Genomic DNA, 11199 nt, shown 5'->3' with positions numbered 1-11199 from the left:
GATCAGGTTGATCGACCCGCCGACCGCGTTGCGGCCATAAAGGCTGCCCTGCGGCCCGCGCAGCACTTCGACCCGCTCCAGATCGAACAACGACGTCAGCTGCGCTTCGGCGCGCGCGACATAGGCGCCATCGACATGCAGCGCGACGCCGGTGCTGGACCCGGTGGTGGAGGTATTGGCGCCCACGCCGCGAATGAACACCTTGGCCTGGTTGAAATCATTGCCGAACGTGACCGACGGGACGAGCTGCTGAATGTCCTGCAAATTGCTGACCCCGGCATTGGTCAGCGCGTCGCCGCTGACCGCCGACACCGCAACGCTCACATCCTGCAACGACTGGCTGCGCTTCTGCGCGGTGACGATGATGTCCATGCCATCGGTCTGCGCCTGCGCCATCGAGGCGAGGCCAAGGCTCGAAACGGAAGCGAATAAGGCGCAAATCGCCCGCGAATTACTGGATGCAATCATGGCGTCCCTCCCTGAAACCGGACATCGTGTTAATTGTGTCCCGCTGAAACAATTAGCATGAGTGCTACCCCCACGCAATTTGCATCCAGCGACTGTCCCAAGGTGCATGTGAATTTCGGGTGATGTGCTAAAATTGCATCAGGCCTTGCCCAGTTGCCTTGGCGTCGAAGAAAGGCAAATGCAGGATTGATGTGCATTTCGGCGCAATTATGCCTCGGCGAAGAGGCGCTGTGGCATTCGACGAAAAAGCGCGCGCTCTACCCTGCGCGCGCCAGCATTAGCGAAAACAATCCCTCCTTATCGGTCCATTCACGCACCGGCTCCCAGCCACCCGACCGCAGCAGCAGTCGCCCGTCGCGCTCCCCATATTTATGGCTGCTTTCGGTGTGGATCGTCTCGCCCTGCGCCATGCGGAACCCTTGCCCAGCCACATGGAAATGCAGCGGCCGTATCGCCTCCAGATGCATTTCGACCCGCGCCTTGTCGTCATTCCAGATCGCGCGATGGGCAAAGCCGTCGATCGGCAGGTCGCCCTCCAACTCGCGGTTGATCCGGGTGAGCAGGTTCAGGTTGAACGCCGCCGTCACTCCCGCCGCATCGTCATAGGCCGCGATCAGCCGGTCGCGATCCTTGATCCGGTCCATGCCGATCAACAGCATCGCCTCATCGCCCAGCAGGCGGCGCATGGCGCGCAGCAGGTCGACCGCCGCATCCGGCTCCATATTGCCGATGGTCGATCCGGGGAAGAAACCCAGCCGGGGCATGGCTTCGATCGCATCGGGCAATGTCAGCGGCCGGTTGAAATCTCCTTCCACCGGAATCACCGGCAAGTCGGGAAAGGCCTGCGCCAAGGTCGCACTGCTCGCCCGCAGGAAATCGCCGCTAATGTCGATCGGCACATAGGTACTCGGCGCGATCGCGCGCAGCAGGTGCGGCGTCTTGCGCGAACTGCCCGCGCCAAACTCCACCACCGCGCGGCCTTCGCCTACCGCCTGCGCAAAGTCCGTGCCGTGCTTCTCCAGCAGCGCCGTCTCGGTGCGTGTGGGATAATATTCGGGCAGGTCGGTGATCGCCTCGAACAATTCCGACCCATGCCGGTCATAGAACCAGATGGGCGGCGTCGCCTTGGGGCTGCGCGACAGACCTTCGATGATGTCGCGGCGAAAGGCCGGGTCGACCGCATGGGTTACGGTCGGGGCGTCGTCTGTCAGCAGCATGGTCGTTACAGATCCTTCGCCAGTCGCAGCCCGGTGAACTGCCAGCGTTGATGGGGATAAAAGAAGTTGCGGTAGCTGGCCCGCACATGGCCGCGCGGCGTGGCGCAGCTGCCGCCCTTCAGCACGAACTGGCCCGACATGAATTTGCCATTATATTCGCCGACCGCGCCCGGTGCCGCGCGAAAGCCGGGATGCGGGCGATAGGCGCTGCCGGTCCATTCCCACACATCGCCGAACATCTGCGTCAGCGACGCGGTGGCATCGGCGGGGTGGGGACGGGGGCAGGCGGCATCATCCAGCAGATTGCCCGACGTCGGCGCGATATTCTGCGCCGCACTTTCCCATTCCGCCTCGGTCGGCAGCCGCGCGCCTGCCCAACTGGCATAGGCATCGGCTTCATACAGGCTGATATGCGTCACCGGCGCGGCCGGATTGACCGGCTGGCGGCCATCGAGGCCAAAGCGGGTCCAGCCCTGTTCGCCCTGCGCCCAATAGGCTGGCGCATCGACGCTTTCCGCCTGCACCCAGGCCCAGCCATCGGCCAGCCAATGCGCCGCCGTGCGATAACCGCCATCCTCGATGAAGGCGATCCATTCGCCATTGGTGATCGGCCGGTGCCCCAGCGCATGGGGATGGAGCAGTGCCTTGTGCCGTGGTCCCTCGCAATCGAAGGCGAACCCGCCCCGGCCCTCGTCGCCAATCTCGACCAGCCCCTCGCGCCCCTCGATCCAGTGCAGGGCGTCGGGCAGGTCCATGGAGGCAGCAGCGGGTCCGGCGAACAGCGCGGGCTCCATCGGATTGAGCGAAAACAGATGCAGCAGGTCGGTCAGCATCAATTCCTGATGCTGCTGCTCATGATGCAGCCCCAGCGTCACCAGCGTCCTAGCCTCGCGCGACAGCATGGGGATCGCCGCCAGTAGCGCCGCATCGACATGCGCGCGATAGTCGCTTATCTCGTCCAGCGACGGCCGGGTCAGCATCCCCCGCATCGGCCGCGCATGGCGCGCGCCTTCGGCTTCATAATAGCTGTTGAACAGGAAGGCGTAGCGCGGATCGAACGGCTGATAGCCCGGCACATGATCGCGCAAAACGAAGGTTTCGAAGAACCAGGTGCCATGCGCCAGATGCCATTTGGCCGGAGACGCATCGGGCATGGACTGGACCGTCGCATCAGCATCGGACAGGGGAAGCCCAAGCGCCTGTGTCAGCGCGCGCACCTCGCGATAGCGCGACATCAGCGCATCCCTGTCCAACTCGGTCCAGCTTCTGGCCATGCCTGCCCCTTACGCTATGCTCGCATGATGATGGAGCAAAAAGCGCATGACTGCCCTTTAGGGTTCCCCTCCTTTTTCAGCAGCAGACCGGTTGAGCGGCGCGGCAGACGCGGTCGCGCCCCTGTTGCTTGGCATCGTAGAGCGCCTGGTCCGCGCTCGCGATCGTCTCTTCGATGGGCGTTCCCTGCCAGCGCGCGACACCCGCAGAAAAGCTGATCGCGCGGCCATTGACCTGGCCGATCGGATCGTCGCGCATCTGGGTGGCGATCCGCGATAGCGACCAGCAGGCCTCATCCTCGATACAGTCGGGGAAGAAGACCATGAACTCTTCGCCGCCCCAGCGCGCGACATGATCGACCCGGCGCAACTGCGCCGCCAGCCGTTGCGCAAAGGCCGCCAGCACCCGGTCGCCCTCGTCATGGCCCATCCGGTCGTTGACCTGCTTGAAATGGTCGATGTCGATAATCGCCACGCATCCCTTGCGCCGCACCTGGGGCAGCATGTCGATCTGCATCAGGAAACCGCGCCGGTTGGCGATACCGGTCAGCGGGTCTTCATGCGCGGCGACGTTCAGATCCTGCATCTGCGTGCGCGTGACATGGGCGGCACGATGCACCCCGGCATAGAGCGTCTGGATGACATCGCCGACCTGGGGCAGGGGCGTGGGGTCGCTATCTTGCCCCTGCAATGTCTGCGCCAGCGCATGGATGGGATTGAGCAACGCGCCGATCCCGTACAGCGCAATGCCGGTGCCGATCACCGTCGCCAGCGTCAGCAGCACGAACTCCGCCAGTGCCAGCCGCCCGGTCGCCAGCCCCCAGGCCATATAGCCCAGCAGCGGCAAATGGGTGGCGACGAAGCAGAGGGTGAACAGCCGGAGCCTGAGCGAGCGGGGGAAAATGAAGGAGGTCGCGAGGTAGAAATGCATATCAGCCCAGTCATGATTATAGACCGGGCGGAAAGTCGTCGGCGCGTCTAAACGCATCCTGAAGAAACAGGGTTAATGCGCGTCTCTGCGATCAACTGTGCCGCGCATGAGTCGAGCGACCCGACCGCTCAGCGCGATGCGCCCGGCACCCATTTGACGTCGCGCGCACCATTGTCGTTCAGGCGGCGTGCCATGACGAACAGCAGGTCGGACAGGCGGTTGAGATAGATGAGCGCCTGCACGTTCAGCGTCACGTCGGTCGCCGCCGCCGTCGCGCTGCGCTCAGCCCGTCGCGTGATGGCGCGCGCCAGATGCACCGCCGCCGCTGCCGCCGATCCGCCCGGCAGCACGAAACTGTCGAGCGGTGCCAGTTCCGCATTCATCGCATCAATCTGCTGTTCCAGCCGCTCGACCTGGCTTTCGATGATCCGCAAGGCCCAGGGCGGGTCGCCCGCATCGGTGATCGGCGTCGCCAGATCGGCCCCCAGGTCGAACAGATCATTCTGGATCATCGTCAGCCACGCCGCTTCGGGCGCATCGCCGATCGCCAGCACGGCAAGGCCGATCGCGCTATTGGCTTCATCGACATCACCCACCGCCTGCATGCGCGGCGCATATTTGGGCAGGCGCGTGCCGTCGGCAAGGCCGGTCGTGCCCGCATCACCGGTGCGGGTGTAGATCTTGTTCAGCTTGACCATGTAATCTTACCCGTTGCCCTTCATCAGCAGCAGGAGCGCGACGATGACGATCGCGATCGCCTGAAACAGCACGCGGTTCATCATCGCCTTATTCTGCTTCAACCGCGACGGACCGGGACCGCTGCCTTCGGGCGCGTTCAACTCCTCCTTCGTCGTCTGAAGGAAGCTGATGATGCCACGGATGAGCGCGAACAGCGTCGCGGCCATGGCAAGGATGAGGGCGATGACGAGGACTATGTTCATATGTCCAACTTAGGCGCTTGCCAGCCTGATTCCAACCGGAAAGCGCTTGCCTCTTAGGGCAGTCGCGAGTTCGGCGGGATCGACCCCTTGCGCGCGCAGATCGGCGAGCGCGATCGACCTGTCCCGCTTGGCCAGCCGCCTGCCATCCGGTCCGACCAGCAGCGGATGGTGGCAATAGGTCGGGGAGGGGAGGTCGAGCAACGCCTGCAACAGGCAATGAATATCCGTCGCCCCTTTCAGATCATCGCCGCGCAGCACATGGCTTACCCCCATCGCCGCATCGTCCAGCGTGCAGGACAAATGATAGCTCGCCGGCGCATCCTTGCGCGCCAGCACCACATCGCCATGCGCCAGCGGATCGGCGGAATGCAGCGTCTCACCCTTTTCATCGTCATCCCCGCGAAGGCGGGGACCCATCTCCCGACCTGGCGTTGACATGATAGCGTGGGAGATGGGTTCCCGCCTGCGCGGGAATGACGAGGTAGAGAAGGCGAGCGCCCGCCACCTTACCACCCCAACCCGCGCCACCGCCGCCGCCATATCGATCCGCCACGCATGCGCGTCCCCCGCGTCGATCCGCCGCGCCCGTTCGCCCTCGCCCAACCCCCGACACGTCCCCGGATAAACCGGCCCCTCCGGCCCATGCGGCGCGGTCAAACTCGCCTGAATGTCGCTGCGCGTGCAGAAACAGGGATAAAGCAGCCCCATGGCCCGCAACCGATCAAGCGCCGCCTCATAAGCCTCCAGCCGCTGCGACTGGAAAACGACATCGCCATCCCATGTCACACCCAGCCAGCGCAGATCCTCAATGATCCCCGCCACATGCTCCGGCCGACTACGCGTCCCGTCAATATCCTCGATCCGCAGGCGAAAAGCGCCCCCTGCCGCGCGCGCCATGTCCATGGCCAGCAGCGCGGACCAGCCATGCCCGACATGCAGCCGCCCGGTCGGGCTGGGGGCAAAGCGGGTCACCATATGCGGTAGGGCGTTCGTATCGGTCATACAGGCTCTTGACGGACGATATTGGTTGATGCTGTCATGCGGATGTCATGTTGCTGGTTAATCAGCGGCGTCGGCAAGGGGGTAGAAGGTTTCTATGTACCATCCCGACCTTATACGGCACCCGGAAAACTGCCCGGCGCTCGTACTCAATGCGGATTACACCCCGCTCAGCTATTATCCGCTGAGCCTGTGGCCGTGGCAGACGGCGATCAAGGCGGTATTTCTCGACCGCGTGGACATCATCGCCAGCTATGAGCGGCAGGTGCATAGTCCCAGCCTGGACATGAAAATCCCCTCGGTCATCGCGCTCAAACAATATGTGCGCCCGTCCGAACATCCCGCCTTCACCCGCTTCAACCTGTTCCTGCGCGACAAGTTCGCCTGCCAATATTGCGGCGTCAGCACCGACCTGACCTTCGACCATGTCGTGCCGCGCCGCGCGGGGGGGCGCACGACCTGGGAAAATGTCGCCACCGCCTGTTCGCCCTGCAACCTCAAAAAGGGCGGGCGCACGCCAAAGCAAGCGGGCATGCGCCTCCATGTCGAACCGATCCGCCCGACGACCTGGCAGTTGCAGGAACATGGCCGCGCCTTCCCGCCCGGCTATCTCCACGACAGCTGGCGCGACTGGCTCTATTGGGATGTCGAGCTGCTGGCATGACGCGGGCGCTGCGGCTTGCCTTGGCCGTGCTGCTGATTAGCCCCGGCCCGCTCGCCGCGCAGGAGGACCATAGCGGCCTGACCCGTGCCAAATATGTGCAAAACTGCCTGATGTGCCATAATCGCGCCGCGCCGGATGGCCTGTCGCCCGACATCCTCGCCCGCCTTGCGCCGCAACCCGAGCTCAAACCAGCAGTCGCCATGCCCGGCGTCGCCTGCTGGCGCCGCTGCGACCGCTGCTTCGCGCCCGCGCCCAGACGAAGATAGAACGACCCAATGCTCACGCAAAAGCCGGTGCTATTCGCTTTGTTTCGCGATAGATCGCGTAGCATGAGAAAATTAAACCGCAGGGATTGGCTCGCCTTATCGGCTCCGGCAATTGTAAGCATGCTGGCTGCGTATTTTCATGGCCAGCAGCAGGGATGGGCTGCTGGCATCGCTATCGGAGCGCTGATGTTTGCTTTCGCTCTTTGGCTATGGCGACGGCGGATTATCAAATATCCGACCGACACTTGGAAAGCTCGCCTCTGATTAATTTGTCCCTGCTGCTTAAGCGCTCGGTATCAAGATGTGATCGCTATCCGACCGGCAACCAGTCCAGGTCCATATCCTTCTGCCGATTGGTATAATGGCCGATTTCCTCCAGCCGGGGCAGGTCGCGCAGCGTGATTCGGCCGTTCGACCGGCTGATCAGCCCTTCTTCCTCCATCTGCCGGATCATGCGGTTCACATGCACCGATGTCAGGCCGATCGAATCACCGATTTCCTCCTGCGTCAGCTTCAGGTCGAAACTGTCGGTGACGGCATCGTCGGTAACGCGGATGCGGTCGAACATGTCGAGCAGGAAGGAAGCAACCCGCGCCTTGGCCGATGTCCGGCCCAGCGACGCCAGCCGGTCGGTCATCGCCACCCGCTCGGCATTGGACAGCAGGAACAGCAACGCGGCAACACGCGGCGATTCATCGAGCAGTCGGCGCAGCGCATGCTTGTCGAACGGACAAATAATCGCGTCGGTCAGCGCGATCAGCGATTCGGGCGCGCGGCTATAGATGGTGCTGGCCGACCCGATGAAGTCGCCCGGAAAATAGACGCGCAATATCTGACGGCTGCCGTCGGGCATGATGACGAAGCTCATCATTCGGCCTTCGCGCAGCACGAACAATTCTGTCACCGTATCATTGACACGCTGAACCATCGCCCCGCGCTTTACCTTGCGGGGGTTTTCCTCCAACCGTGCCAGTGCCGTCCTTTCCGCGTCCGACAGCGGCACCTGTTTGGCCAGCCTTGCGGCGAAACAACTTGTTGCCACCAATAACACCTTCTTCCAATTCTCGTTACGATGGCAGAACGCCTCAAGCGCCTTTTGGCTGCATTTGCGCCCGTCGCACTAAACTCGATCAAGCTGGCGACGATTGTTGCGGCTATATTGCGCGCGCACCGCGCACGGGTGACGAATGCTACGGCGTCCGCCTTGCGCGGCGCGCATTTGCCGCTATTAACCCTGTCCGATGGACCGCATTGATATTCGCGGCGGCAACGCACTGAACGGCCGCCTTCCCATTTCCGGCGCGAAAAATGCGGCTTTGACGCTGCTGCCCTGCGCGCTGTTGACCGACGAACCGGTGACGCTGCGCAACCTGCCGCGGCTGGCCGATGTCGACAGCTTCGGTCACTTGCTGAACCAGTTGGGCGTCTCGACCATGATCGAGGGCGCAAGACCGGAGGATTTCGGCCGCGTCCTCACCATGCGCGCGGGTCGCGTCACCTCGACCGAAGCGCCCTATGATATCGTGCGCAAGATGCGCGCGTCGATCCTGGTGCTTGGCCCCTTGCTCGCTCGTGCGGGCGAAGCGCGGGTTTCGCTGCCGGGCGGCTGCGCCATCGGCAACCGGCCGATTGATCTTCATCTCAAGGCGCTCGAAGCCTTTGGCGCGGTGCTTGAAATCACAGCAGGCTATGTCCGCGCCAGCGTGCCCGATGGCGGCTTGCCCGGCGGCCACTTCACCTTCCCGGTCGTGTCGGTCGGCGCGACGGAAAATGCGCTGATGGCCGCCTCGCTCGCCAAGGGCACCTGCATACTCGACAATGCCGCGCGCGAACCGGAAATCGTCGATCTGTGCAAGCTGCTGATCGCCATGGGCGCCGATATCGAAGGCGTGGGCACCGACCGGCTGGTGATCCATGGCCGCGAACGGCTGCATGGCGCGACCTATAGCGTGATGCCCGACCGGATCGAAGCGGGCAGCTATGCCTGCGCGGTCGCCATCGCCGGGGGCTCGCTCGACCTTGCCGGGGCCAATGAAAACGACATGCACGCCATCATCGTCGCGCTGCGCGAGGCGGGGGTACAGGTCGATCCCTATAAGGGCGGCATCCGCGTTGCCTCGGACGGCAAGCTGCGCCCGCTCACCCTCTCGACCGCGCCTTTCCCGGCCTTCCCGACCGACATGCAGGCGCAGTTCATGGCGATGCTGACCATGGCCGATGGCGCATCGGTGCTGACCGAAACCATCTTCGAAAATCGCTACATGCATGTGCCCGAACTGGCGCGCATGGGGGCCGACATCGCCGTCAACGGCCGCACCGCCGTCGTGCGCGGCGTGCCCCGCCTCGTTGGTGCGCCCGTAATGGCGACCGACCTGCGCGCCTCGATGAGCCTCATTCTCGCGGGCCTCGCCGCCGAAGGCGAAACCCAGGTCAACCGCGTCTATCATCTCGATCGCGGCTATGAACGGCTCGAAGAGAAATTGTCCGCCGTCGGCGCGGATATCGAACGGGTCAGCGATGGCTGACGGCCGCGGCCTGGAGACGGATCGTGCCGCGCTGCTCGCGCTCTATGATCTCGACGCCGGTGGTTTCCGCAATCTGGACGAGATCACGGATTTCGCCGCAACGCTGTGCGACGCGCCGATTGCGCTGGTCAGCATCGTCGAGGATGTGCGCCAGCGCTTCCTCGCCCGCACCGGGCTGGATGCGGAGGAAACCCCGCGCGACGTCTCCTTCTGCGCCCACGCCATGCTGGGGTCGGAGATTTTCGTCGTCCCCGACGCCACGCAAAATCATCGTTTCGCCGACAATCTGCTGGTCACTGGACCGCCGCATATCCGCTTCTACGCTGGCGCGCCGCTTGTCGGGGCCGATGGCGTGCCGCTTGGCGCGCTATGCGTCATCGACACCAAGCCGCGCGCCGACCTGACGCCGATGCAGCGCCAGGGCATGGTCCTGCTCGCGCGGCAGGTGATGGTCGAACTGGAGGGGCGTCGCCGCGATCGCGACATCATCACCTTCCAGAATGAAAGCGCGGCGGCGCTCGCCACCAGCGATCGCATGTTCCACACGCTGGCCGACACCATGCCGCAAATGGTCTGGTCGACGCTGCCCGATGGCTTTCACGATTATTATAATGCGCGCTGGTACGAATATACCGGCACGCCTGCCGGCTCGACCGATGGCGACGGGTGGAGCGGCGTCTTCCATCCCGACGATCAGGAGCGCGCCTGGGGCCGCTGGCGCAATAGCCTCGTCACTGGCGAACCCTATGAGATCGAATATCGGCTGCGCCACCATAGCGGCGAATATCGCTGGACCCTGGGCCGCGCCTTGCCGATCCGGGATGCCGAAGGCACGATCACCCGCTGGATCGGCACCTGCACCGACATTCACGAACAGAAATTGATGATGGAAGAGCGCGAGATGATCGCGCACGAACTCTCCCATCGGATCAAGAACATCTTTTCGGTCATCGCCGGGCTGATCGGCCTGTCCGCGCGCCAGCATCCGCAGATCAGCGATGTCGCCGACGACTTGCGCGACCGCATCCTCGCCTTGGGTCGCGCCCATGATTTCGTGCGCCCGCACAGCGCCGAATCCGCGCCGCAGCCGGGGCAGGGGGTCGGCAGCCTGTCGGGTATCCTCAAGCAGATTTTCGCGCCCTATCGCGGCACGGACGGCTCGCGCATCCTGCTATCGGGCGACGATGCCGCGATCGACGACCGTTCCGCGACACCGCTTGCGCTGCTCTTCCACGAACTCGCCACCAACGCCGCCAAATATGGCGCGCTCTCGGTGCCGGACGGGCGTGTGCATCTTGCCGTCAGTGTGGAGGGCGATGACGTTCGCATCGACTGGCGTGAAGAGGGCGGGCCGAGCGTGGCGCCTTCCAGCACCGACGGGTTCGGCAGCCGCCTGATGACGCTCAGCGTCGAACGGCAACTGGGTGGCAGGATCGAGCGCGAATGGCGCTCGGAAGGCCTTGCGATCAGCCTCTCGATTCCGCGCCGTTCGATGAGTCGGACGGCAGGAAAGGAATAAAGCCCGCAATATCGGCGGCGCAGGGTTCCGGCGTTTCCTCTGCCGCCAGCTGCAACGCGGCGACGATGCTATGCGCGCGAAACGGCTTGGTGATGACGCCCAGCGCCGCCACCGAAGCCGGGCCGATCTGGGCGGGATTGGCGGTCACATAGATGACCCGCACGCCATGCTGCATCGCCAGTTCCATGCCGATCGCCGGACCCGTCGGCCCATCGCGCAGGTTGAGATCGACGAGCGCGATGTCGCACGAATCGGCGCAGGCGAGCGCCGCATCCCGGTCGGCCGCGATCGCGCCGACGTCGAATCCGGCGTCCTCGACGATCTGCTCGATTTCCAGCGCGACGAATATCTCGTCCTCGACGATCAGAACCTTCTTGCTCATTCCCATTTCCATATAA

At 63.9% G+C, this 11199-nt stretch carries 13 protein-coding genes; 4 read left to right on the top strand and 9 right to left on the bottom strand.

Going from position 1 to position 11199, the window contains the following annotated elements; translation table 11 throughout:
* The 7 genes from IL54_RS23625 to gluQRS form a co-directional block, all read right to left on the bottom strand.
* Nucleotides 1-468 (bottom strand): TonB-dependent receptor plug domain-containing protein (locus IL54_RS23625; RefSeq protein WP_156106262.1); only part of this gene is annotated, 468 nt, incomplete at its 3' end.
* Between the two features lie 257 nt (nucleotides 469-725).
* Nucleotides 726-1685, bottom strand: a complete 960-nt coding sequence (gene egtD / locus IL54_RS03625) for an L-histidine N(alpha)-methyltransferase (RefSeq protein WP_037473330.1) — start codon at nucleotides 1683-1685, stop codon at nucleotides 726-728.
* Nucleotides 1686-1690: 5 nt separating this feature from the next.
* Entirely contained in the window at nucleotides 1691-2959 is a 1269-nt protein-coding gene (egtB, locus tag IL54_RS03620) for an ergothioneine biosynthesis protein EgtB (protein ID WP_037473328.1), read from the bottom strand.
* 76 nt (nucleotides 2960-3035) lie between these two features.
* Nucleotides 3036-3887 (bottom strand): GGDEF domain-containing protein, encoded by an 852-nt coding sequence (locus IL54_RS03615; protein ID WP_037477735.1) that lies wholly within the window; start codon nucleotides 3885-3887, stop codon nucleotides 3036-3038.
* 128 nt (nucleotides 3888-4015) lie between these two features.
* Nucleotides 4016-4585 (bottom strand): cob(I)yrinic acid a,c-diamide adenosyltransferase, encoded by a 570-nt coding sequence (locus IL54_RS03610; RefSeq protein WP_037473326.1) that lies wholly within the window; start codon nucleotides 4583-4585, stop codon nucleotides 4016-4018.
* A gap of 6 nt (nucleotides 4586-4591) precedes the next feature.
* Complete coding sequence (locus IL54_RS03605) at nucleotides 4592-4828, bottom strand: twin transmembrane helix small protein (protein WP_037473323.1); 237 nt, start codon at nucleotides 4826-4828, stop codon at nucleotides 4592-4594.
* Between the two features lie 9 nt (nucleotides 4829-4837).
* Nucleotides 4838-5803, bottom strand: coding sequence for a tRNA glutamyl-Q(34) synthetase GluQRS (gene gluQRS / locus IL54_RS03600; RefSeq protein WP_076605541.1), 966 nt, complete (start codon nucleotides 5801-5803; stop codon nucleotides 4838-4840).
* A 121-nt stretch (nucleotides 5804-5924) separates the two neighbouring features.
* Here gluQRS and IL54_RS03595 point away from each other — a divergent pair, with 121 nt between their 5' ends.
* Both IL54_RS03595 and IL54_RS03590 read left to right on the top strand, forming a co-directional pair.
* Complete coding sequence (locus IL54_RS03595) at nucleotides 5925-6491, top strand: HNH endonuclease (protein WP_037473320.1); 567 nt, start codon at nucleotides 5925-5927, stop codon at nucleotides 6489-6491.
* Entirely contained in the window at nucleotides 6488-6757 is a 270-nt protein-coding gene (locus IL54_RS03590) for a hypothetical protein (RefSeq protein WP_037473319.1), read from the top strand. The genes IL54_RS03595 and IL54_RS03590 overlap by 4 nt, the downstream gene beginning before the upstream one ends.
* 310 nt (nucleotides 6758-7067) lie before the next feature.
* Here IL54_RS03590 and IL54_RS03585 read toward each other — a convergent pair whose 3' ends face one another.
* Entirely contained in the window at nucleotides 7068-7802 is a 735-nt protein-coding gene (locus IL54_RS03585) for a Crp/Fnr family transcriptional regulator (protein ID WP_037473317.1), read from the bottom strand.
* Nucleotides 7803-7998: 196 nt separating this feature from the next.
* On the opposite strand from IL54_RS03585, the gene murA reads away from it, so the two are divergent.
* Together murA and IL54_RS03570 are read left to right on the top strand one after the other, a co-directional pair.
* Entirely contained in the window at nucleotides 7999-9282 is a 1284-nt protein-coding gene (gene murA / locus IL54_RS03575) for a UDP-N-acetylglucosamine 1-carboxyvinyltransferase (protein ID WP_037473312.1), read from the top strand.
* Nucleotides 9275-10801 carry a PAS domain-containing protein gene (locus tag IL54_RS03570; RefSeq protein ID WP_037473310.1) on the top strand — a complete coding sequence of 509 codons (1527 nt, stop codon included), beginning with the start codon at nucleotides 9275-9277 and terminating at the stop codon, nucleotides 10799-10801. The genes murA and IL54_RS03570 overlap by 8 nt, the downstream gene beginning before the upstream one ends.
* Here IL54_RS03570 and IL54_RS03565 read toward each other — a convergent pair.
* Nucleotides 10749-11183, bottom strand: coding sequence for a response regulator (locus IL54_RS03565; protein WP_037473308.1), 435 nt, complete (start codon nucleotides 11181-11183; stop codon nucleotides 10749-10751). The genes IL54_RS03570 and IL54_RS03565 overlap by 53 nt on opposite strands.
* Between the last annotated feature and the right edge of the window lie 16 nt (nucleotides 11184-11199).

It is taken from the genome of Sphingobium sp. ba1 (assembly GCF_000743655.1).
GTDB lineage: Bacteria > Pseudomonadota > Alphaproteobacteria > Sphingomonadales > Sphingomonadaceae > Sphingobium.
The sequence above is the reverse complement of the archived record's forward strand: the minus strand, read 5'-3'. Positions and strand labels throughout refer to the sequence as shown.

Excerpts from the sequence above, each read along its gene's own strand:
- gluQRS (WP_076605541.1), bottom strand. The coding sequence starts at position 5,803 with ATGGTGACCCGCTTTGCCCCCAGCCCGACCGGGCGGCTGCATGTCGGG.
- IL54_RS03610 (WP_037473326.1), bottom strand. The coding sequence starts at position 4,585 with ATGGTCAAGCTGAACAAGATCTACACCCGCACCGGTGATGCGGGCACG.
- IL54_RS03605 (WP_037473323.1), bottom strand. The coding sequence starts at position 4,828 with ATGAACATAGTCCTCGTCATCGCCCTCATCCTTGCCATGGCCGCGACG.
- IL54_RS03595 (WP_037473320.1), top strand. The coding sequence starts at position 5,925 with ATGTACCATCCCGACCTTATACGGCACCCGGAAAACTGCCCGGCGCTC.
- IL54_RS03615 (WP_037477735.1), bottom strand. The coding sequence starts at position 3,887 with ATGCATTTCTACCTCGCGACCTCCTTCATTTTCCCCCGCTCGCTCAGG.
- IL54_RS03565 (WP_037473308.1), bottom strand. The coding sequence starts at position 11,183 with ATGAGCAAGAAGGTTCTGATCGTCGAGGACGAGATATTCGTCGCGCTG.
- murA (WP_037473312.1), top strand. The coding sequence starts at position 7,999 with ATGGACCGCATTGATATTCGCGGCGGCAACGCACTGAACGGCCGCCTT.
- IL54_RS03590 (WP_037473319.1), top strand. The coding sequence starts at position 6,488 with ATGACGCGGGCGCTGCGGCTTGCCTTGGCCGTGCTGCTGATTAGCCCC.
- egtB (WP_037473328.1), bottom strand. The coding sequence starts at position 2,959 with ATGGCCAGAAGCTGGACCGAGTTGGACAGGGATGCGCTGATGTCGCGC.
- IL54_RS03570 (WP_037473310.1), top strand. The coding sequence starts at position 9,275 with ATGGCTGACGGCCGCGGCCTGGAGACGGATCGTGCCGCGCTGCTCGCG.
- egtD (WP_037473330.1), bottom strand. The coding sequence starts at position 1,685 with ATGCTGCTGACAGACGACGCCCCGACCGTAACCCATGCGGTCGACCCG.